Below are 19,992 nucleotides of genomic sequence, written 5' to 3'. Positions count from 1 at the left end.
CGATGAGTGATCACGCGCACACACCGTCGCGCCTGTCCAGGGCCAACGGGGTGGGGGCGTTTGACGCCCCGCGCGGCGGGAACGCCCTAGATGCCATTCGAGCGAACGTCCACAACCACGAGAAGGAGGTCGACGCATGGGAGACCAGAACAGCGGACCGCAGGAAGCGGTCAAGGGCGCTGTCGAAGGCGTGAAGGGCAAGGCCAAGGAGGTCGGCGGGACGATACTCGGCCGCGACGACCTGACCGAAGAGGGCCAGGCCCAGCAGGACAAGGCTGACGCCCAGCGCGACGCTGGCAAGAAGGAAGCCGAAGCCGAGTCGGCGCGGGCCGGCGCGGACGCTGCCGAAGAGCGCCAGAAGAAGAACCAATAGTCCACCCGCAAGGGGGCCCGGCCCGACCATCGGGCCGGGCCCCTTTCGCCCGTAGGGTATGCCGGCGACGTCGATCGCCCATCGATGGTTTCAACCCGCCCCGCCGGGCTATTCCCCGGCTTGAGTCGCGTTGGCGGGTGGCGTGCGGACGAAGGGGTGGTAGATGAGCCTGGGACAGCGGGTAGTCGGCATGATCGCGTTTTTGCGTGCGGGCCGCCCCCGGGGCGCACCCGACCTCGGTTACGCACCGCTGTTGGCGTTGTTGCCGCGCCGCGTGACCGACGAAGAAATCACCGCCATCGCCCGCAGGCTGCTCAGGTCCAATCGCCGCGCGATCGACCACGCCGATGTCGACCACGCCGATGTCGGAGTGGCCATCATCGGGGTTACCGACGCGATGCCCAGCACGACCGACGTCGAACGCGTGCTGGTCGGGATGAGATCGGCTGGCAGGCAAGGAGACTGAACGGGATTCAGTCCCGGTGCAGGTCCACCACCAGCGGCCGGTGGTCGGAAATGGTCATCAGATCCGCCTCGACGGCGCCCCCGCGCAGCCGGGGATCGTCGGTCAGGATGTGGTCGAGCTGACGGTTGGGCGTGTCCGCGGGAAACGTCTGCGCCGCGGCCAGCGCCCGCATGCCGGACCAGCGGCGCACCGCCTTGGGGGTCATGTTCAGGTCGCCGGTCAACAGCCGCGGGCCCGGGAAGCCGCGCAGGTCTCGCATCAGCCGGCTCAGCTGGCGCCGATTCCATCCCGGAACGAACGACAGGTGCGTGTTGGCCACCGTCAGCCCGCCCATCGGGGTGCGCAACTGCGCGATGACCGCCGCCCGCGGCTCTTCGTCGACGACCATCACCCGGTTGGGGCCGGGAAGGTACATGGGAAAGCGCATGGGAATCCGCGGTAAGCGCAACACCTGCCAACTGGTCACCGGGTACCGGGACAGCAACGCAATCCCGTAGGCCGCGGTGCCCGGCTGTTCGCGGCCGGTGGCGGCCATCCAGGTCGCCCCAGGTGTGCCGGAAATGGCCGCCACGAACCGGTGTTCGACCGCTCCCATGGCATCGGCCGCCGCGGCGGTCAGATCGGCGCGCTCGGAGCGCGGCTGATCGCAGTCGACCTCCTGCAGGCTCAGCACGTCGGGATCGAGACGGCGCACGCAGTCACGCAGCCGGTCGACCACCACGCCATCGCCGACGGTGCGGCCGTGCAGAATGTTGAAGGTCGCCACGCGCATAGGTTTTCACCTACCCACTTTCGCGGTGATGCAGTCACCGGGGCGACACGGTCACCGAAAAACGACCTCGCCCACCGTGAGCAGTCGCGAAAGCACGAAGCCCGGCAGTATGGGCCCTGACTCAGCTGTACTGGAATCGAATTGGCTACGATAGCATTGCGCGGCGCGACGTTTGCGCTCCATCGCCCACCCGGGCGTGCGCACCGAGTGGGCCCGGTCCCAGGGCACCGCCGCGTCGGCCGGAATTGCCCAGTGCCACATCCAGATCGGATATTCCAGCAGCGTGGCTCCAGTGCGCTCGCATGCGGCCGAGGCCGCACGCCCCACCGCCTCGTGATCGGGATGGCCGTCACCCCGCCACGTCGCCGCACACCAGGTCGCGGGGCCGGCGGCTTCGAGGACCTCGGTCAGTGTTTCGGTGAGGTTGTCCTCGTGTTCCGGCAGCTCGCAGTCGGGCAAGCCCATCAACACCGGGGGAGGGACGTTCAAAAGATTTGTCGCCCTACGCGATTCGTACCGAAGGATGGTTTCCATCCGAAGCCGCTCCGAGGCCGACGCGCCGGGACGTGCGGCACCCCCATCGCTGGCGCAGACCACTCGGACTCCCACCCCGCCGCGGCGAGCTGGGTGATCATGGCGCCCAGGCCGAGGGTTTCGTCGTCGGGGTGAGGGGCCACGACGACCAGTTCCGTGCACTCCGTGAGATCCAGCGCCGGCAGGGACCGCTCCTGAAACTCGGCCAGCCACAACGGCGCTGGGGTGCCGCTGTGCGTCACCGGCTTGACCGCGAATCTGGCGCAGTTGCCCGCCGGCAGGGTTGTCATGGGTCCCTCGTCGCCTGCCGGCCCGCCAGCCGTCCGAGCTCCGCAAGGTCTCGCTCGGCGTGGCTTTGCCGGATGTAGATGCTCAGATCGGCGACCCGTTGCGCGTGCCGGCCGTCCTGGCACAGAGGGCCCGGGCCCAGCGCACGCCCGGTGCGGGTGATGGCCTCGTCGACCGCATGCTCCACCACCGTGCGCACGCGGCGGGCCAACAGCTGCGCGGTGCCGGCCCGGTCGAACGGATCGTCATCGATCTGACTCGCCGCCGCGGCCAGGATCGCGTCACCGGCGGCCAGCGCGGCGTCGACCGCACCCAGGTGTGCCAGCGAATACGCGTCGGCGGATTGGCTTGCGGCGCAGCGGTACAGCGGATCGGCGACCCTGCGCGCGCCACCCAGCCAGCAGGCGGCGACACCGATGGCGCCGTGCCAGAACCCGGGCCGGTTCAGATAGGCCCCCGGGTCGCCCACGGCGACGGCTTGAGCGTTGGTGAACTGAACCGGCCTGGTGTCACTGCCCGCCATTCCGGCGTTCCACCACGTGCTGGGCAACGCCTTGACGGTCGGGTCGGTAGCGGCGACCGCGAACAGCCCGCGGGTCCCGTCTACCAGTCGCGCGGTCACCAGCGCGTGGGTGCAGAACCCCGCCCCCGCGCACCACACCTTGGTGCCGCTCAGGGTGAAGGCGCCGTCGACGTCGGTCGCCGTCAGTACGGCGTCTGGGGCTTCAGCCGCCCACACGCCCCATAGTTGACCCGGTTCGGGCGGCTTGCCGCCCAGCTCGTGCAGTATCGCCACCGCGTCGACATGGGCCTCGGCGATCCTGGCGGCCACTATGTTCTCCTCGGCCAGTCGCGCCAGCCGTTGCCAGCGTTCGGCCGTGCGGCCGGAGGCGGGCAGAGGTAGCTCGAGTCGCCCGGACTCCAGCCAGTGCTCAACCAGACCCGCCGTCACACGCAATCACCCGCCGCCGATCTCCCCAACTGCCTGAGGCGGGCGAAGCCGTCAAGGGCCCGAGCCTGGGTCCGCGCCGGTGTGATCACAGACAGTTCGGTGTGTCGATGTATGCGGTGGCCCGCGGCCTCGAACCGCTCGACCAGGTCGATTTTTGCGCCGGTCGGCAGGGTGCGAAAGCCGCCGACGTGCCAATATGCCCGCGCGTCGAAGCCCATGTCGCCGTCGACGAGTTCGTGATGGCTTTCCGGGCGGCCCGGGCTGGCCTCGTAGTACCGGACGACGCCCACGACCATGTCCGCGCCGGATTCCAGCTGATGAACCAACCAGCGCGGGTCCACCCGGCTATCGGCGTCGGTGGTGGCAAACCAGCATTTGGCGTCGTCGCGCAGTAATGAGCGCGCGTAACCGAACCCGACGGCCCGGGCCGTGCCAGCGTTGTGCGCGTCGACCTTGATGAAATGCACGTCGGGCCCGTACTTGCCGGCCAGCTCGTCGCTGCCGTCGTCGCAATCGTCGAGGACCACCACGATCCGCACCGGGATCGGCGCACACAGGGCGGACGTCAGCACCGCACGCAGACACGCAGGCAGCTTCGCTCGCTCGTTGCGGACGGGGATCACGACGGCTGCAGCGTCATATGCGCATGGCACGGCGGTTGACATAACCCCAAGATTTCCCAATTGGCCGCAAGTTAAACGGCTTTAGCACCACGTCAGGTTGCCCCGCGCGCTCGCCGGGTATGACGTAAACACCATGGCCGCGACCGACGCCCACACCGAGGGATCCGCCTGCACCACGCCCTTGCGAGAAGCGCTGCGGGGCGCGGCGTCGGCGCTCAAGGAGAAGGGTCCGCGCTTCGCCTTGGCCGGTAGTTACGCGCTATGGGCTTACGGCGCACCGGAACCCAGCCACGACGTGGACCTGGTGGTCAGCGAGACCGACGTCGACGCCGCCGTGGCCGCGTTGGCCGACGCCGGGTTCGTCATCGAACGCCCGCCGGAGGATTGGTTGTTCAAGGCCCGCACCGCCGGCGTGCTGGTGGATATCCTGCACCGCATCAACGGGGTCCCCGTCGACGCGGACACCCTGGACCACGCCGCGGAGCTGGACGTGCTGGCAATTCGCATGCCGGTGCTGCCCCCCACCATGGTGCTGGTGCAGCAGCTGCGTGCCCTGCACGAACACCACTGCGACTTCGCCAAATTACTGCCGGCGGTGCGTGCGGTGCGCGAACGCCTGGACTGGGAAGCCATCCGGGCGCAGACCGCCGACAACGATTATGCGGCGGCGTTCTTGGTGCTGTCAGACCGACTCGGCCTGACCGGCTAGTGATTACGCAGTTTGGCGACCAGTTTGTCTTTGCTCAGGCTCGAATAGCCGGACATGCCAAGCTCTTTGGCGCGCTTCTTGAGTTCTGGAACCGTCCAGTCCTGGTATGAGCCTGACCGCCCGCCCTCGCGGGCGACCTTCGACTTGCCCTGTCCCGCGGCGGCGTTCGAGATGCGCGCGGCCTTTTCCTTGGAGTCGCCCTTCTTGCGCAAGTCCTGGTACATCTTTTCGTTCTTGATCGACGAACGTGGCATGGTAATCCTCCTGTCCACGGTGAGACATTTGTCGTCAGTAGTGCCCGCCGCGGCCGCGTCAAAAACCTCATCCTCAGGCCGGCACCGGGTCCGTGCGCCGGTCCCAGCAGCGGTGCCGCGCCAGGGCGGCGGCGAATTCCTCGGCGAAGCGGTCGGGCAGCTCGTCGGCAGCGGCGGTAGTCGTGATGACGGCCTGGTCGTTGAGCACGTCGGTGTCCTCGGCCAGACGGTTGGTGACGCGGGCGGTGCGCAGCAGGTCGACGCCCGCTCCGTAGGCGCCGATCGGTTTCAGGTGTTTGTAGGCCTCGGTCACGAAGTGCACGGCATAGCCATCCTCGGACAGCGTCGATACCGACCGCGGCCCGCACGCCACCACGACGGCGTCGTAAAGCACCGAGGCCATGGTCGTGAACGATCGGTCGACGGGAAGCTCGCCGCCGGATCCGCCCTCGAGCGTGCCGCCGGCGACCGGCGCCAGCACCTCGACCACCGCGCCGCGTTCGCCCATCTGCTCGATGAAGCGCTGCGTTCCCACCACGTCGACACCGTCGGCGGCCAGCACGGCGATCTTGCGCGAGGCGATGGTGTCGCTCACACCGATCTGGGACAGCGCCGGTGACGCGGCCACATTCGCATCGACCGGTTCCTCGGCTGGCTCGGGCAAACCTAGCTTGGCAGCCACCTGGGCGGCCAGCCCGCCATCCACCCGTGCGAGTTGACCCACTACGGCCGAACGGATCTCGAGCACTTCGACCTTGCCGAGCTCGAAGGCGAACGCGGCCACGATGTGCTCGGCCTCGACCGGCGACATGCTCCGCCAGAACATTCGCGCCTGGCTGTAGTGGTTCTCAAAGGCCTTGGCGCGCTTGCGCATCGTCTGCCCGTCCACTCGTTCGGTGTAGTGGCGGAAGACGTCCTCGTCGGCCAGCGCCGGACAGCCACCGCCGATGCTGTTCTTGAAGTAGCTGGTGCGACCCTGTGGGATGGTGTGCTGCCCATAGCCGTCGTGTTGGTTGGTCCGGACCTCGGCCACCGGCCGGTTGACCGGCAGCTGAGCGAAGTTGGGGCCACCCAGCCGGATCAGCTGGGTGTCCAGATAGGAGAAATTGCGGAACTGCAGCAGCGGGTCGTTGGTGAAATCGATGCCGGGCACCACGTTCGCCGTGTGAAACGCCACCTGTTCGGTTTCGGCAAAGAAGTTGTCCGGGTTGCGGTTCAACACCATCTTGCCGACCGGACGAACCGGAACCTGCTCCTCGGGAATGATTTTCGTCGCGTCGAGCAGGTCGAAATCGAACTTGAACTCGTCCGCCTCGGCGACGAGCTGCACGCCCAGCTCCCACTCCGGGTACTGGCCCGACTCGATCGCCTCCCAGAGATCGCGGCGGTTGTAATCGGGATCCTTGCCGGCGATCTTCTGGCACTCGTCCCAGATCAGTGAGTGCACGCCCAGGCGCGGCTTCCAGTGGAACTTTACGAATGTTCCTTCGCCGCTACGGTTTACCAACCGGAAGGTGTGCACGCCGAAGCCCTGCATCATGCGGTAGCTGCGCGGCAAGGCCCGGTCCGACATCAGCCACATGATGGTGTGCAGGGTCTCGGGCTGCAAGGCCACGAAGTCCCACAGCGTGTCGTGCGCCGACTGGGCCTGCGGAATCTCGTTGTGCGGTTCGGGCTTCACCGCGTGCACGAAGTCGGGGAACTTGATGCCGTCCTGAATGAAGAACACCGGGAAGTTGTTGCCCACCAGGTCGTAATTGCCTTGTTCGGTATAGAACTTGGTGGCGAAGCCGCGTACGTCTCGCACGGTGTCGGCCGAGCCGCGCGAGCCGGCGACCGTGGAGAACCGAACGAACACCGGCGTCTGGACACCAGGGCTGGTCAAAAATTTCGCCGCCGTGTAGTCCGCCAGCCAGTCGTCGTAGGGCTCGAAATAGCCGTAGGCGCCGGCGCCGCGCGCGTGCACCACGCGCTCCGGGATGCGTTCATGGTCGAAGTGGGTGATCTTCTCGCGGGCATGAAAGTCCTCCAGCAGGGTGGGACCCCGCTCGCCGACGGTCAGCGAATCGTCGGTGTGGTCGACGCGGACGCCCTGTTGAGTGGTGAGGTAACCCGTATCGCGACGGAACCGGGCCGGCTCCAGATCGCGCTGCTTGGGATTCTGGTCGGTGGCCATGCCGGTGGGGTTACCACCGGTCAACCGGGTGCAAACGGCCACGAATGCGCAGCTATTCAACTTCGGCCGGATTACCTCGCGTCGATGGGGGTAGTCGAAAGTGGTGATTCACACGGCCGAGGTCGGCGCCCTGCAAGGCGTGGTCGGGATCGGTGCATCGGCCGGCATTCCAGGCTTTGCTGCGATCGGTGGCAATGGCGCTCGCCCCCCCGCGACCGGGGTTATCAACCACCACGGCGTCTCGAGGTGAAGCACGTGGCTGAGAAGCACGCGCTCGTCCTGGTCGAGCGGGAATCTCGTCGGGATGTGCCGATGCTGACGATGCAGGGCGTCCTGGACAGCTCGACCTATCGAACCATCCGCGACACGGTGATCAAGGTTGCCATCGACGAGCCCCGCGCGGTGATTGTGGACGTCGACCGTCTGCATGCACCATCCGCTTCGGCATGGACGGTGTTCAGCAGCGCTCGCTGGCACGTCAGCGTGTGGCCCGATGTGCCGATCCTGCTGGTGTGCGCCGCGCCGCAGGTGCGGCACGCCATCAGCGCGGCCGGCGTCACCCGGTATGTGCCGATTCATTCCACACGGGAACTTGCCCTGGCGGCCCTGCAGCACCAGTCTCTTCACGACCGGCGGCGCGCGCGCAGCGACCTGGCGCGAAACATCAGCAGCGTCGATGTGGCGCGCGGTGTGATCGCCGAATGGCTCACCCGGTGGGACATCGGTGAGGTGATCCCGGTGGCGGCCACGGTGGCCACCGTTTTGATCGAGAATGTCCTTGACCACACCGAGAGCGCGCCGGTGCTGATTGTCGAGGGTTACCACGACACCGTCACGGTCGCGGTCGAAGACAGGAGCTCTCAGCTGCCCGGGCGGCACGAAGATGCCGACGTGGGGGCGGACATCGTCTCGGGGCTGGCCATCGTCGCCGCGCTGTGCCGGGCATGGGGCGCCACGCCGACGACTTCGGGCAAGACCGTCTGGGCGCTGATCGGTCGCGAAGACCAGTTCTGACCTGCTCGCGGCGAAATACGTTGGGGCGCTTTGCGTTGCCCTGCGGACGCAGGGCGCGGTGTTGGTCGGGCACGCCGAGATGCCGTCCCCCCGCGGTCCAGCAGACGAAACGGCTGGCCACCACGCGAAGAGGTCCCGGCGGCCGTTTCCCGACTACTGCGCAGGGTATGCCACCTGATGTTGACATAAGGACGGTCGCGCGGAGGGATTTGCGGGTTGAGGGTGGCAATTGTCAGTGGCGACGACGTCGTCGGGGAGGACCCGGAACGGCTGTGCGCCGCGCTGGCGGCCCAGGGCCACGACGCCACTGTCTACCTGCGGCGGGCCAGTCGTCGCTCCGGGCAGGCGGCCAGCGAGGCCCATTATCACCGCGTCTCGGTTCCCGTCGGTCCACGCAAAGCGGCGTCACCGGTCGGCGTGCTGCCCTATGTGGGCGAGTGGGCGGTGACGCTCGACCGGATCTGGTCGACCGACCCACCCGATGTCGTGCACGCATACGGCTGGCTGGGCGGGCTGGCCGCTCAATTGGCCGCGGGCCGCCGGCGCATTCCGACCGTGCAGACATTCTTGGGATTGGCCGCGACATCGCGCGGTCACGCCGGTGCGGACCGAGACGAACTGGAGCGCATCGAGCCGCTGCTGGCCCGCAGCGCGGCGTGGGTGACCGGTGAGAGCAGCGACGATGTCGATGCGCTGGCCCGACTGCGCCATCGCCGGGCACGGGTGTCCACCTTGACGTGCGGGGTCGATGCTGGGCGCTTCACACCCGCGGGTCCGGCGGTCCCCCGCAACGGCCTGCACCGCATTCTGGCCGTGGCCCCGAGTCCGTTGTGGTGCAACGGACTCGATATTCCCATCCGCGCTTTGCCCAAGGTACGTGGCGCCGAATTGGTGATCGCGGAAAACGGCGCGACGAACAACGGTCACGACCATGCCCGGGCCAAGCTGCAACGGCTCGCATCGGACCTGGGTGTGGACGACCGCGTGCGCTTCGCCGGGCAGGTCACCGACGGCGAACTGCCGAAATTCATCAGGTCCGCCGACGTGGTGGCGTGCACGCCTCGCCAACCACCGCGGGCCAGCACCGTGTTGCAGGCCATGTCCAGCGGGGTCGCGGTGGTCGCGGCCAGCGTGGGAGTCCTGGCCGACGTGGTACTCGACGACATCACCGGGCTCGTGGTGCCGCCGGAGAATCCCGCCGGCCTGGCCGCGGCAACGAGAAGACTTCTCGCCCAGCGCTTTCAGTCCAAGAGTATGGGTTCGTCGGGTCGCAGCCGCGCCGTGTCGCGCTTCGCCTGGCAGCGAATCGCCCTCGATGCCCTGAACATCTATGCCGACGTCGGGGCGCATGATCGGGCACCGACGGGTTCGTCATCGACGCCACGATGAGGCAATGATGCGGGGCCAGAACGCAATGCATTCGGGTCGGCCATGACCACCGTGACGAGTGGGGCCGGGCGCAAGCCATCCAAGGCCCCAGTGGGACCGGTCGGCGAACCGGCCGAAGTGCCCGGGTCGGGTTTTTGTCCCGCGCGCCCGGTGCTCGGCCGTGACTCCGAAGCGGCCTTCCACCCGGCCGCCGTGCAATGCAAGCAATTTCGCACCATCGATGCGCAGGCCACGCGGCGGTTCTTCGCGCGTGCCTATCAACCGGGATGGCGGATCTGCGGGCTGGCGGGCCACACCGCGATCTCACATCGGCGCAGCGATGCCGGCTCCATGACGGTCGATGAGGTGATGATCCAGGGACGGCTGACTTTCGAGATCCCGGCGTCGGACACCATCCTGGTGGTCCAGCCGCGGGCGGGATCATTGAGCGTCGCGGGTGGTCCGTTGGCGACAACGGACTTCCCGATTCTGGTCGCCCATGGTATGTCGTGCGTAATACACTGCAGCGGAGCTCGTTTCGACGTGATCACCATCGAGGAGGACGTACTGCAGAAAGTCGCCGCCGACTGGCATACGTCGCCGGGGCAGCAGACCCAGTTCGTCGATTGGCGCCCTCGTTCCCGTGCCGCCGTGCGGGCGTGGCACCGTGCCCTGGACTATGTGGTGGCGACGTTGGCGTCCGCCGACACCGCTGCGCAGCCGCTGATCGCCGCGGGTTTGGCCAACCTGCTGGCCGGTGCGCTGCTCGAGTGCTATCCGTCCAACCTCACCGAGCAGGACCCGGGCAGTGATCTCGCCCTGCCCGAAACCCTCAAGGAGGCGGTGACTTTCATCCACCGCCACACTGCCGAAGACATCGGCATCAACGAGGTCGCCGCCGCGGTGCACCTGACCCCCAGGGCGATCCAGTACCTCTTCCGGCGACAGCTAGACACGACACCGACCGAATACATGCGCCGCGTCCGGCTCAGCCGCGCCCATCAAGAGCTGATGACAGCGACGGCCCCCGCCTCGACCGTCACCGAAATCGCCCAACGGTGGGGTTTCGCGCACACCGGTCGGTTCGCGGTGCTCTATCGGCAGACCTATGGCCAAAGCCCACATACCACGCTGAGACAACACGCCACACCGTCCTGATCGCCACGCGGGCAGGTCAGCCGTTCAGCCGATGCAGCAGCTGGTTCGCGGCGTAGCGGCCGCTGGCCAGGGCGCCCGTCGCGGTGGCCGGATTGTCAACGCCGACAGCCTCACCCGCCAGATAGAGCCGGTCGCCGATCGGCTGCTGTAGCCGGCGCCGGTCGTCGAGGCCGGAGCCGGGCGCATGGAACGAATAGGCGCCGAGGGCGTACGGGTCGACGGTCCAATTCGAGGTCCGCACATCCGTCAGCGAAATGTTGTCACCGAAGAGCCGCCGTGCGACGGGCAGCGCGCTGGTCAGCTGATCCTTGGGCTGGCGCGATTCCACGAATCGCCCGCGCTCGCCGCCGTTGAAGGCCACCACGATTGGACCCGCATCGCCGGGCAGGGTGAACCATTGCGACCACAGCCCGCCTTCGGGCCCGAGGTATTGGTAGAAAGCGTTGTCCACCTTCCACGTTCGCTGATCGGCGCGAAAGAAGCTCTTGGACAACGCCCCGAAGCCCAGGGCCGTCACGGCCCGGGCATGCTCATCGGGCAGCGGCGGATCGAAGGTGATTGCGCCGGATTTCAGCACGCCCAGCGGAACGGTGACGATCGCGGCCGGACCCCGAAACGACTTCTCGCCCGCCCGCACGATGACGGCGTCGTCGCGTTGCACGATCGCGGTGACCGGCGTGTTGAGCTCGATGGCCAGCCCGTCGGCGAGCGATTTGGGCAGGGCGTCATAGCCGTTGGTGATGACGTCCTGGTCGCCGCCGGTGTACTCGCCCTTGTCGAACGTGCTCGCCGAAAGCTGGTTCGCATCGGCCGCGTATTCGTCCTCGATCTCGGTGGCCAGGTAGAAGGCCAGCTGCGCGCGGTCGGACGCGGACAGCCGTGCGCCGTCGGCGGCGGCCTGCACCGCGGCGCCCAGGTTTGCCGCCCCGCCTTGAGTTCGCGCCCGTTCGACGAACGATCGCCAGGTCGCACTGCGGTAATCCAGCGGCTGTAACCCGGGATCGACCGCGAGCTTGACCCACCCGTAATAGTCGGTGCTGACCAACTGCGACCGCGCCCGCTGGGCGAGCTCGGTCAGGGGGTTGTCCGCGGTGCCGTGGATCCATGAGGCGCCCAGCTCCAGGGGCGTGCCCCAGCCGCGGTCGGTGCAGACTCGGCCGCCGATGCGGTCGCGGGCCTCGATGACCCGCACCGGCCGGCCGGCCTCGGCAAGGCTGCGGGCGGCGGACAGACCCGCCATTCCCGCGCCGACGACGAGGATCGAGGTGGTGTCCGGTGCCGGTGGGTCGGACGGGCGCACCGTAGCGCGTGTCGGTTGGTTCGACGCGCACGCGGCGGCCAGCGCGCCACCGGCCACGCCGGTCGCGGCCGCGAAAAATGCCCGGCGCGACAACCCCGACACGAGTCTAAGCGTCTCATAAGAATCGTTTGCCGGATTTACCAAAAGCGAACCGAACTTAGGGATAAGATCGTCCCATCCTTAGCTGCGGCAACGGCGCCGCGTTGGAGGGGGGAGCGGTGATGAGTGCGCGACGAACGGCCCGCCCGGTTGACCCCTTCCCCGAGCAGCTGCCGCCGAGTGAGATCGTGACGGTCCGGGCGGCCGACGGAACCCGGTTGCACGCGGAGGTGTTCGGGCCGCCCGACGGCTACCCGATCGTCTTGGCGCACGGCATCACCTGCGCCATCCGGGCGTGGGCATATCAGATCGCCGACCTGTCCCACGACTACCGGGTGATCGCCTTCGATCATCGCGGCCACGGCCGCAGCGGCTTGCCGCGAGCCAAGAACTACGGCCTCAAACACCTTGCGTCCGACCTGGATTCGGTGCTGGACGCGACCTTGGCGCCGCACGAGCGCGCCGTGGTGGCCGGGCACTCGATGGGCGGCATCACCATCGCCGCATGGTCGGAGCGCTACCGCCACAAGGTCCCGCGGCGCGCGGACGCGGTCGCGCTGATCAACACCACCACCGGCGATCTGATCCGCAGGGTGCAGCTGTTGCCGGCGCCCTATGGGCTCGCGCCGGCCCGAGTCCTGGCCGGGCGCGCCCTGATCAACGCGTTCGGAGGATTCGCGGTGCCCGGTGCCGCCCGCATCCCGAGCCGCTATGTGGTCGCGATGCTGGCCACCGGACGAGACGCCGATCCGGGTGTCGCCAGCTTGGTCTACGAGCTCTTCGAGAGCACGTCACCGGCGGGACGGGCCGGTTGCGCGAGGGCGCTGGTCGCGTCGCTGGGGTCTCGCCACCTCAACCTCGACGGGTTGACCGTGCCCACCTTGGTGATCGGCAGCGAGCGCGACCGGTTGACCCCGATCAGCCAGTCCCGCAGGATCGCGCGCACCGTTCCCAACCTGATCGAACTGGTCGAACTGCCCGGCGGGCACTGCTCGATGCTGGAACACCCGCGCGAGGTGAACCGCCAGCTGCGCGGGCTCGCCGAAATGGCGATCCACAACGCGGCCACCCGCCGGATCAGCTCATAGCAGGGCGGTGATCTCGGCGGCCGCGCGCTGCCCGGAGCGGATCGCTCCGTCGAGGAATCCGGTCCACTCGTCGGCGGTTTCGGTTCCGGCCCAATGGATCGGCCCGACCGGTTCCCGCAGCCACGGCCCGAACCGCGTCCACGACCCCGGCGGCACCGCGGCGGTGGGGCCGCCGGGCGCGAATTCCTCTGCGCCCCAACGGTGATCGACATAGTCCAGGGGCTTGAGCGCGTCGTCGCCGAACAGCGTTGCGAAGCAGCGCAACGCGTCGCGGCGTCGCTGGTCGCTGGGTAGCGAGTCGAACGCGCGGGCGTCGACGAAACCCATCAGGATGCCGGGCCCGTCCGGGTGCGGACTGACGTCGAACGTGATGAAAACCGGGCCCTCGTCGGACAGGGCCTGCCCGGAGAACCCATTGGTCCGCCAGAACGGCGTCGAGTAGGCCGCATACGCCTTGCTGAGCTGGCCCTGCGGCCAGTGCCGGGCGAGCTGCTCGTACTCGGCGGGCAGCGGGGGAGTGAACTCGATGGAGGCGCGGTGGGCCGGCGGGATGGCGACGATGACGAACCCGGCCTCGGTCTCACCGAGGTCGGTCGTGACGGTGACGCCCGCGCCGTGGCGCTCGATCCGCCGCACCGGGGCGTTGAGCACCACCCGGGTGCCCAGTTCGGCGGCCGCCGCCTCGGCGATCTGTTGGGTGCCACCGGGGAAGCGGTCCTGTTGGGCGCCGTGCTCGACGTCGAGCAACCGGTCCAGGCCGCCGGCGGCGTGCGCGTAACGGGCGGCGTGCAGCATCGACACGTCGTCGGGTTCGCATCCCCAGGTCACCCGCGCCACGATCGCCAGCAGGTCGTGCGAGGATGCGGTCGCACGCACCGAGCGCAACCAGCCGCCGAGCGATAGGCCGTCGAGTTCACCCGCGCGCCGGGCATCCCACGGCGCGGCCAGCGGGATGCTGCGGGCGATCCTGTCGAATTGCCAGCGCAGCCGACCGATGTCCAGCAGGCCGGTCAGCGAAAGCTTGGGGATGGTGCCGCGATACGCGTGCGTCCACCCGCGCCAATGGATCAGGTTTTTGCCGTCGTGATGCGTCGGGGTGGTCGGGACGTCGAGTTCGGCGGCCATCGCCAACACGGCGTCTTGGGTCGGCCCCACGAACGTGCCGCCCAGATCGGCCGGCAATCCGGCGACGCTGCCGGTCAGGGACCGTCCGCCGACCCGGTCGCGGCCCTCGAACACCACGACGTCATGGCCCTGCTGTGCCAGCTCGCGCGCCGCGGCGAGTCCGGCGAAGCCCGCACCGACGACGACGACGTCGACGATGCGCGGCGGATTTGGCACGCGGTCCAGTGAACCGCATTTCCGCGCTTTTTACGGCACTTTCTGCAAGCTGATTGCGCGACGTTCGCCTCGTGGCGATGGCAAACGTATGCCGAGCTCGCTATGTTAATTGCGCTGCCACCACGTGCTTTCCGCAAGTCATGTCCTCCGCCCCGCCGTCCCGGCGCGGCTACCGGCGCTGGACTACAGCGCCGAACTACGCCGCCGGACTACGGCGCCGGACTACGGCGCGACCGTCAGCCAATCCTTGAACCCGGACGGGTCGTGGCGCCCCAGCGCGCCGTGCTCGTACAGGCCCCAGCCCTCGACCGGCTCGCCGTCGCCGTCGCGGCAGACCGCGCGGCCGACATGGTCGATCACGCCGAAGCCCGCGCGGCCGACGATGGCCGGGTCGGTCATGTCGTAAGTCAGCCGCTCGGTGAACTTTTCGCCCTTCCACGTGCCGTGAATCCAGTCGGAGTCGCCGCCGTACCCGCCGCCGACGTGAATGGGCACCGGCAGCTTGGACTCCACGTCGAAGTGGACGGGGGTCCCGTCCGGAGCGGTGGCGTCGATGGTCGCGCCGGTGGGGATGCGGGTGCCGGAGCGGTAGTGGATCTTGACCCGCGGCCAGCCCAGCTGCTCGACGCGTCCGTCGCGCCAGATGCGGGTGCAGTCGTTGAGCGAACGGAACCCGTTGGGCTCCTCCTGGATGATCAGCACGATGGCGAAATCGTCGAACGCCATGGGTATATAGAGCCACCACATGCCCTCGAAGGGCGGATCGGCCGGCCGGCCCGCGGGCTCGGCCTCGCCGATCGGACGGATGCCCCAGGACCGGTCGCGGCTGCCCAGCCAGGTGTTGGGGTCGACGGCGATCTCCTCGCCGTCGATGACGATGTGCCCGCTCCAGCTGCCCAGCTGCGCGAAGCGCTGCGCGTCCAGGGTGACGCGGGTGCCCGAGCGCAGGATGTGCGGCTGCTCCTGGACGACGTCGAACAGGCCCTTCCAGGTGAGATCGGCTGCGATGCCTTCGGTTTCGTCGAGCACGATGCGCAGCCTGCGCAGCGGTTCGATGACCTCGACGCGATAGCCGTTGACGTGCTGGTTGAGCCGGTCTTGATCGATGGCGTCCGAAAGGTGAACGGCGGTCTGGGTATCGCCGCGCCGGATGAGCAGGAACGCATCCTTGACGCCGAGGTTGGGGTAGTAGCCGATGCCGCTGATCACGAAGATGTTGCCGGTGCGGTCGTGGGCGTTGAAGTAGGAGCGGTCGTAGAAGTTGCGGTCCGAGGAGCCCGGCCAGGCGATGGGCTGGGGGATCTGGTGTACGGGGAACTCGTCGAGCGGTCCGAGCATTACTGGTCCTCTCCGATCAAACCCTCACCGATTAGCCTCCGCATCAATCCGGCGTGGTAGAACAGCGATTCGACATCGTCGGGCTTTTCGGTCTCGCCGAAGTGGACCCGCCGGGCGCCGGTGCGCATGAACACACACGCCCACATCACGCCGGAGTACACGTAGAACCAATGCAGGTCACCGACTTCGACGCCGGCCAGCCGCGCGTAGGTGGCGCGCACGTCCTCCTCGCGCATCACCCCGGGTAGCCCCGGCAGGCCGGCCAGGCCGGCGAGCTCCTGAAAGACCATGTGCGCGAATATCATCCACGCCACATCCAGCTCGCGCGGTCCCAACGTCACCATCTCCCAGTCCAGCACCGCGACCGGCCGGAAGTCGTTGTACAGCACGTTGCCGACCCGGGCGTCGCCCCACAGCAGCACCGGCTCGGCGGCGGCCGCCTCGGCCGGCCAGTTGGCCTCCAGCCACTCGAAGGTCCGCTCCAGCAGCGGCGATCGCCCGATGTCGGGTACCGCGAAGTCATACCAGGATCGCACCCAGTTGAAGTGCTTGCGCATCGCGGTGTCGCCGGACTGGCCCTCGGTGAGGAAGCCAAATGTGCTCTGCGCGTTCGCGATCGAGTGCAATGCGGCCAGGACGCCGACGGTGGCGTCCTGCAGCTCGCGCTGCCGCTCGGCGGGCGCGTCGGCAAACCAGTTGCCCCCGAAGGTGTACGGCATGACGTCGGGCGGCACCTCACCCTCGACGTAGTCCATCACGAAAAACGGTGTGCCCAGGACGTCGCCGGTGTTCTCCAGCCAGCGCACCCGGGGCACGGGCACGTCGGTCAGCTCGCCCACTTTGCGGATGACGTCGAATTGGTGGTCGAGCCGGTAGGTCGGGAAGACCTGCACATCCTCGGCGGTGGGCGCCACCCGGGCCACCAGCTTCTGCTCGGTCGGCTGCCCGTCCTGCTGCCAGCGGGTGGTCAGGATGATCGTCTCCGACGACATGCCCGTCGAGTCCACGCCGCTTTCCACGGTCACCTCGGGATTTGCGGCCTCCGGCAGTACGGTGGAGAGCCAGCGTGACATGACCGTCGGCAAGGTGGTGACGTCGCGGCTGGAGCGCTGGAGCCGGTCGACGTTGTCGACCGCCGGTTCTGTGGCCATAAGGTGCCTCCTTCGTTGAGGCAATTACGATACGGTAGGTAGCGTTATGAAAGCAGACCCGTCCGGCCTTGACAAGGCCTCCGGCGCCGGCCGCCCGCGCGATCCGCGTATCGACTCCGCGATCCTGTCGGCGACCGCGGAACTGCTTGTCCAAACGGGCTATTCCAACATCAGCCTGGCCGCGGTCGCCGAGCGCGCCGGCACCACGAAATCCGCGCTGTATCGGCGGTGGTCGAGCAAGGCCGAGCTGGTGCACGAGGCCGCCTTCCCGACGGCCCCGACCGCGCTGGAGTCGCCGGCCGGGGACATCGCCGCCGACATGCGGATGATGATCGAGGCCACCCGCGACGTGTTCACCACCCCGGTGGTGCGTGCCGCGCTGCCCGGTCTGGTTGCCGACATGACGGCCGATCCCGCGCTCAACGCGCGGGTGATGGCGCGGTTCGTGGACCTGTTCACCGCGGTGCGGGTGCGGCTGCGGGAGGCGGTTGACCGGGGCGAAGCCCATCCCGATGTGGATCCCGACCGTTTGATCGAGTTGATCGGGGGAGCGACGATGCTGCGGATGCTGCTGCGTCCGGAAGAGGTACTCGGCGACGCGTGGGTGGAGCAGACCACCGCCATCGTCGTGCACGGGGTGCGCCGGTGACGGGGCGGCTCGCCGGCCGCGCCGCGATCGTCACCGGCGGCAGCCGCGGTCTGGGCCGGGCCATCGCGTTGGCACTGGCTGCCGAGGGGGCGGCGGTGGCGGTGGCCGGGCGTACCGAAGAAGTGTGGGACGACCGGTTGCCCGGAACCATCGGAGAGACCGTCGCCGACATCGAGGCGGCCGGCGGGCGCGCCGTGCCGGTCCGGGCGGATCTGACCGACCGCGAGCACATCGCCCGGCTGGTCGAGTCGGCGCGAGAAGCGCTGGGCCCCATCGAGATTCTGGTCAACAATGCGGCCTTCACCGCGCCCGGGCGCCCGCCGGCACCGGGCGCGCCGCCGCGCGCCGCCAAGCCAGCCCGCGCCGCCGACCCGGCGAGTGCCGCCAAGCCGGCCGGTGCCGCCAAGCCCGGCTGGCCGGGATTCGTCAGCACGCCCCTGCACGCGTATCGCCGGCACTTCGAGATCGCGGTGTTCGCGGCCTACGAACTGATGCAAATGGTGTGCCCCGACATGATCGAGGCGGGCGGCGGCTCGATCATCAACATCACCTCGGTCGCGTCGCGACTGCCCGGTGATGGCCCGTACGCCGACCGCAGCGGTGGCGTGCTGCCCGGGTATGGCGGATCCAAGGCCGCGCTCGAGCACCTGACCCAGTGCGCCGCTTTCGATCTGGCCGACCACCACATCGCGGTCAATGCGCTGTCACCGTCCAAGCCGATCCTCACCCCGGGGCTGTCCTACTATGCCCGCGCCTTCGATCACACCTGCTCGGAGGACGAATTCGCCCGTGCGGCAGTCGAACTGGCCCTGGTCGATCCGAGCAAGGTCACCGGCCGCACCATCGGTCACCTCCAGGTCCTCGAGGGCAGTTTCCGGCCCTTCACGCCTGACTAAACCCACTCGCCTTCAGGCGGGTCGGGGTCGCCGCGCAGCAGCTCGTCGGGATGGTGCGCGTGGTTCACCTCGGGCGGACCCTTGCCGTCGGTCCAGCCGAGTCGCCCGTTGCCGGCCACCGTGGTGCGCCATTCGCCTCGGCCCACCGCGCCGTGGTCGGATCCGCAGGCGAAGAACAGGTTGTCGGCATCGGTCGGGCCCCCGTCTGCCCATTCGCGCGCATGGTGGACCTCGCAGTGATAGCCGGGTTCGAGACAGTTGGGGTGGGTGCAGCCGCGGTCACGGGCGTAGCACACCAGCCGTTGATCCGCCGATGCGACGCGCTTTTGGCGCCCTAGGTACAACGGCCGGCCGGTGTGGTCATCGAACACCGCGAGGTAGTGAATTGCCTTGGCGGCCATGCGGATCAGATCCGGCATCGGCAGCCGTGAACCGCCGCCGGTGGGTGCCGGCGCGGGCATCGGGACCGACGAGTCGACGGCTGCGTGCGCGGCTCGGTCGAGTTCGGCCAGCGTGGTCGTGGCGATCACCGTTACGGGCAGCCCGCGGTGCGCCCCGAGACCGCCGGAGGCGATGGCGATTTCGAGACCCAGCTTGAGCGCGTCGTGGCAGCGTTGGGCCGGCGTGCGGTCATCGCGCGCCTCGGGATCGGTGTCGGGGCTCTGATGGCGACCGGGCCGGACCGCAGCTTCGAGGGCTTCGAAGTACGCCCGGGCCTCGGGATCCAGTAGGCCGGAGAGCCGCGACATCCCGTCGGGCCCCTGCGGGCCCAGCCGCACACCGCGGCGGCGGGCCCGATCGACGTCGGTGAAGCGGCCGTCGGGATTGAGATAGTCGGCAATCCGGTGGCCCAGCTTGGTGACCACCGCGGCGTCGAGCTTGGTCGCGTGCCGTACCAGCGTGCGCTCGGCGTCCGCGACATCGACGGGCGAAACGCAAGAGGGCAACATGTCGACGGCGGCGCACACGGCGCGAATGTGGTCCTCACCCACCGCACCGGCGGCCACCGCCTCCGCCAGGGCCGGCAGTTCGGGTCCCAGGACCGCCCCGGTCAGCGCGCGGCGCGGCCGGAGGCGTGCGGCGAGCCGAAAGCGGCGCGCGACTTCCTTCGGGGTGATGCGTAGTCGCGCCCACAGCGTGGCGCGCACCGCGGGCACGCACGCCACGCCGCCCGGCGGGTCGGCGATTTCGCCGAAAATCCGGTACATCATGCCGCGATTGGCGCGGTCCTGGGCCTCGAGGCGGTCGGCGACGTCGACCCGAAAGGCGTTGGTGACCGCGTCCGACGGGGTCTGGCGCAACACCTCGTGGGCAGCGTCGATCGCGTCGAGCGCCGAGCGGATTCGCTGCCGCGCCTGTTCCGCATTCACCAGAGGTCCCACACCCGCCACGGTATCGAACCTGTGTTCGAATCAGCAGCGCCGCGTGGCATTTGTGGATGAA

At 68.6% G+C, this 19,992-nt stretch carries 19 protein-coding genes and 1 pseudogene; 9 read left to right on the top strand and 11 right to left on the bottom strand.

Going from position 1 to position 19,992, the window contains the following annotated elements:
* The first annotated feature begins 136 nt into the window (after nt 1-136).
* Entirely contained in the window at nt 137-373 is a 237-nt protein-coding gene (gene mbp1 / locus AC5Y5B_RS21295; protein WP_112634153.1) for a microaggregate-binding protein 1, read from the top strand.
* 163 nt (nt 374-536) lie between these two features.
* Nucleotides 537-839, top strand: coding sequence for a DUF3349 domain-containing protein (locus AC5Y5B_RS21290; protein WP_112634152.1), 303 nt, complete (start codon nt 537-539; stop codon nt 837-839).
* Between the two features lie 7 nt (nt 840-846).
* On the opposite strand, the gene AC5Y5B_RS21285 is transcribed toward AC5Y5B_RS21290, so the two are convergent.
* The 4 genes and pseudogenes from AC5Y5B_RS21285 to AC5Y5B_RS21270 form a co-directional block, all read right to left on the bottom strand.
* Nucleotides 847-1,611: an endonuclease/exonuclease/phosphatase family protein gene (locus AC5Y5B_RS21285; protein ID WP_112634151.1), complete on the bottom strand. Its 765-nt coding sequence runs from the start codon at nt 1,609-1,611 to the stop codon at nt 847-849.
* Nucleotides 1,612-1,662: 51 nt separating this feature from the next.
* Nucleotides 1,663-2,435, bottom strand: a pseudogene (locus AC5Y5B_RS21280) (PIG-L deacetylase family protein).
* The gene (locus tag AC5Y5B_RS21275) at nt 2,432-3,385 is read right to left on the bottom strand and encodes an acyl-CoA dehydrogenase family protein (RefSeq protein ID WP_112634150.1); all 954 of its coding nucleotides are present in this window, start codon (nt 3,383-3,385) and stop codon (nt 2,432-2,434) included. The pseudogene AC5Y5B_RS21280 and the gene AC5Y5B_RS21275 overlap by 4 nt, the downstream one beginning before the upstream one ends.
* The gene (locus tag AC5Y5B_RS21270; RefSeq protein WP_165821836.1) at nt 3,382-4,050 is read right to left on the bottom strand and encodes a glycosyltransferase family 2 protein; all 669 of its coding nucleotides are present in this window, start codon (nt 4,048-4,050) and stop codon (nt 3,382-3,384) included. The genes AC5Y5B_RS21275 and AC5Y5B_RS21270 overlap by 4 nt, the downstream gene beginning before the upstream one ends.
* A 91-nt stretch (nt 4,051-4,141) precedes the next feature.
* On the opposite strand from AC5Y5B_RS21270, the gene AC5Y5B_RS21265 reads away from it, so the two are divergent.
* On the top strand, nt 4,142-4,717 hold the full coding sequence (locus AC5Y5B_RS21265) for a nucleotidyltransferase (protein WP_112634148.1): 576 nt from the start codon (nt 4,142-4,144) through the stop codon (nt 4,715-4,717).
* Here the strand turns inward: AC5Y5B_RS21265 and AC5Y5B_RS21260 are convergent.
* Both AC5Y5B_RS21260 and AC5Y5B_RS21255 read right to left on the bottom strand, forming a co-directional pair.
* Nucleotides 4,714-4,971: a DUF7218 family protein gene (locus tag AC5Y5B_RS21260; RefSeq protein WP_500006323.1), complete on the bottom strand. Its 258-nt coding sequence runs from the start codon at nt 4,969-4,971 to the stop codon at nt 4,714-4,716. The genes AC5Y5B_RS21265 and AC5Y5B_RS21260 overlap by 4 nt on opposite strands.
* Nucleotides 4,972-5,044: 73 nt before the next feature.
* On the bottom strand, nt 5,045-7,147 hold the full coding sequence (locus AC5Y5B_RS21255) for a catalase (RefSeq protein ID WP_112634146.1): 2,103 nt from the start codon (nt 7,145-7,147) through the stop codon (nt 5,045-5,047).
* Nucleotides 7,148-7,402: 255 nt separating this feature from the next.
* On the opposite strand from AC5Y5B_RS21255, the gene AC5Y5B_RS21250 reads away from it, so the two are divergent.
* The 3 genes from AC5Y5B_RS21250 (at nt 7,403) to AC5Y5B_RS21240 (ending at nt 10,687) form a co-directional block, all read left to right on the top strand.
* Nucleotides 7,403-8,161, top strand: coding sequence for an STAS domain-containing protein (locus AC5Y5B_RS21250; RefSeq protein ID WP_500006322.1), 759 nt, complete (start codon nt 7,403-7,405; stop codon nt 8,159-8,161).
* A 216-nt stretch (nt 8,162-8,377) separates the two neighbouring features.
* Entirely contained in the window at nt 8,378-9,550 is a 1,173-nt protein-coding gene (locus tag AC5Y5B_RS21245; RefSeq protein ID WP_500006321.1) for a glycosyltransferase, read from the top strand.
* 42 nt (nt 9,551-9,592) lie between these two features.
* Complete coding sequence (locus AC5Y5B_RS21240) at nt 9,593-10,687, top strand: helix-turn-helix transcriptional regulator (protein WP_500006320.1); 1,095 nt, start codon at nt 9,593-9,595, stop codon at nt 10,685-10,687.
* 16 nt (nt 10,688-10,703) lie between these two features.
* Here the strand turns inward: AC5Y5B_RS21240 and AC5Y5B_RS21235 are convergent, their stop codons facing one another.
* Complete coding sequence (locus AC5Y5B_RS21235) at nt 10,704-12,089, bottom strand: flavin monoamine oxidase family protein (protein WP_500006319.1); 1,386 nt, start codon at nt 12,087-12,089, stop codon at nt 10,704-10,706.
* 119 nt (nt 12,090-12,208) lie between these two features.
* Between AC5Y5B_RS21235 and AC5Y5B_RS21230 the strand changes: the two genes are divergently transcribed.
* The gene (locus AC5Y5B_RS21230) at nt 12,209-13,174 is read left to right on the top strand and encodes an alpha/beta fold hydrolase (protein ID WP_500006318.1); all 966 of its coding nucleotides are present in this window, start codon (nt 12,209-12,211) and stop codon (nt 13,172-13,174) included.
* Here AC5Y5B_RS21230 and AC5Y5B_RS21225 read toward each other — a convergent pair.
* From AC5Y5B_RS21225 to AC5Y5B_RS21215, 3 genes are all read right to left on the bottom strand, one after another.
* Nucleotides 13,169-14,515, bottom strand: a complete 1,347-nt coding sequence (locus AC5Y5B_RS21225) for a flavin monoamine oxidase family protein (RefSeq protein ID WP_500006317.1) — start codon at nt 14,513-14,515, stop codon at nt 13,169-13,171. The genes AC5Y5B_RS21230 and AC5Y5B_RS21225 overlap by 6 nt on opposite strands.
* 222 nt (nt 14,516-14,737) lie before the next feature.
* The gene (locus AC5Y5B_RS21220) at nt 14,738-15,853 is read right to left on the bottom strand and encodes an Rv3169 family protein (RefSeq protein WP_112634140.1); all 1,116 of its coding nucleotides are present in this window, start codon (nt 15,851-15,853) and stop codon (nt 14,738-14,740) included.
* Nucleotides 15,853-17,004 carry a phosphotransferase family protein gene (locus AC5Y5B_RS21215; RefSeq protein ID WP_500006316.1) on the bottom strand — a complete coding sequence of 384 codons (1,152 nt, stop codon included), beginning with the start codon at nt 17,002-17,004 and terminating at the stop codon, nt 15,853-15,855. The genes AC5Y5B_RS21220 and AC5Y5B_RS21215 overlap by 1 nt, the downstream gene beginning before the upstream one ends.
* 46 nt (nt 17,005-17,050) lie before the next feature.
* Here AC5Y5B_RS21215 and AC5Y5B_RS21210 point away from each other — a divergent pair, with 46 nt between their 5' ends.
* Both AC5Y5B_RS21210 and AC5Y5B_RS21205 read left to right on the top strand, forming a co-directional pair.
* Complete coding sequence (locus AC5Y5B_RS21210; RefSeq protein WP_500006315.1) at nt 17,051-17,653, top strand: TetR/AcrR family transcriptional regulator; 603 nt, start codon at nt 17,051-17,053, stop codon at nt 17,651-17,653.
* Nucleotides 17,650-18,549 carry an SDR family NAD(P)-dependent oxidoreductase gene (locus AC5Y5B_RS21205; protein ID WP_500006314.1) on the top strand — a complete coding sequence of 300 codons (900 nt, stop codon included), beginning with the start codon at nt 17,650-17,652 and terminating at the stop codon, nt 18,547-18,549. Before AC5Y5B_RS21210 ends, AC5Y5B_RS21205 begins: the two co-directional genes overlap by 4 nt.
* On the opposite strand, the gene AC5Y5B_RS21200 is transcribed toward AC5Y5B_RS21205, so the two are convergent.
* Nucleotides 18,546-19,931, bottom strand: coding sequence for an HNH endonuclease signature motif containing protein (locus AC5Y5B_RS21200; RefSeq protein WP_500006313.1), 1,386 nt, complete (start codon nt 19,929-19,931; stop codon nt 18,546-18,548). The genes AC5Y5B_RS21205 and AC5Y5B_RS21200 overlap by 4 nt on opposite strands.
* Nucleotides 19,932-19,992: the final 61 nt, after the last annotated feature.

It is taken from the genome of Mycobacterium sp. NGS33 (assembly GCF_059812885.1).
Note: the sequence above shows the minus strand (reverse complement) of the source record. Positions and strands in the feature narration are given on the sequence as shown.

Bases quoted from the DNA above. Each gene is read 5' to 3' on its own strand.
- mbp1 (WP_112634153.1), top strand. From the start codon at position 137: ATGGGAGACCAGAACAGCGGACCGCAGGAAGCGGTCAAGGGCGCTGTC.
- AC5Y5B_RS21290 (WP_112634152.1), top strand. From the start codon at position 537: ATGAGCCTGGGACAGCGGGTAGTCGGCATGATCGCGTTTTTGCGTGCG.
- AC5Y5B_RS21285 (WP_112634151.1), bottom strand. From the start codon at position 1,611: ATGCGCGTGGCGACCTTCAACATTCTGCACGGCCGCACCGTCGGCGAT.
- AC5Y5B_RS21270 (WP_165821836.1), bottom strand. From the start codon at position 4,050: ATGTCAACCGCCGTGCCATGCGCATATGACGCTGCAGCCGTCGTGATC.
- AC5Y5B_RS21265 (WP_112634148.1), top strand. From the start codon at position 4,142: ATGGCCGCGACCGACGCCCACACCGAGGGATCCGCCTGCACCACGCCC.
- AC5Y5B_RS21260 (WP_500006323.1), bottom strand. From the start codon at position 4,971: ATGCCACGTTCGTCGATCAAGAACGAAAAGATGTACCAGGACTTGCGC.
- AC5Y5B_RS21255 (WP_112634146.1), bottom strand. From the start codon at position 7,147: ATGGCCACCGACCAGAATCCCAAGCAGCGCGATCTGGAGCCGGCCCGG.
- AC5Y5B_RS21240 (WP_500006320.1), top strand. From the start codon at position 9,593: ATGACCACCGTGACGAGTGGGGCCGGGCGCAAGCCATCCAAGGCCCCA.
- AC5Y5B_RS21230 (WP_500006318.1), top strand. From the start codon at position 12,209: ATGAGTGCGCGACGAACGGCCCGCCCGGTTGACCCCTTCCCCGAGCAG.
- AC5Y5B_RS21220 (WP_112634140.1), bottom strand. From the start codon at position 15,853: ATGCTCGGACCGCTCGACGAGTTCCCCGTACACCAGATCCCCCAGCCC.
- AC5Y5B_RS21215 (WP_500006316.1), bottom strand. From the start codon at position 17,004: ATGGCCACAGAACCGGCGGTCGACAACGTCGACCGGCTCCAGCGCTCC.
- AC5Y5B_RS21210 (WP_500006315.1), top strand. From the start codon at position 17,051: ATGAAAGCAGACCCGTCCGGCCTTGACAAGGCCTCCGGCGCCGGCCGC.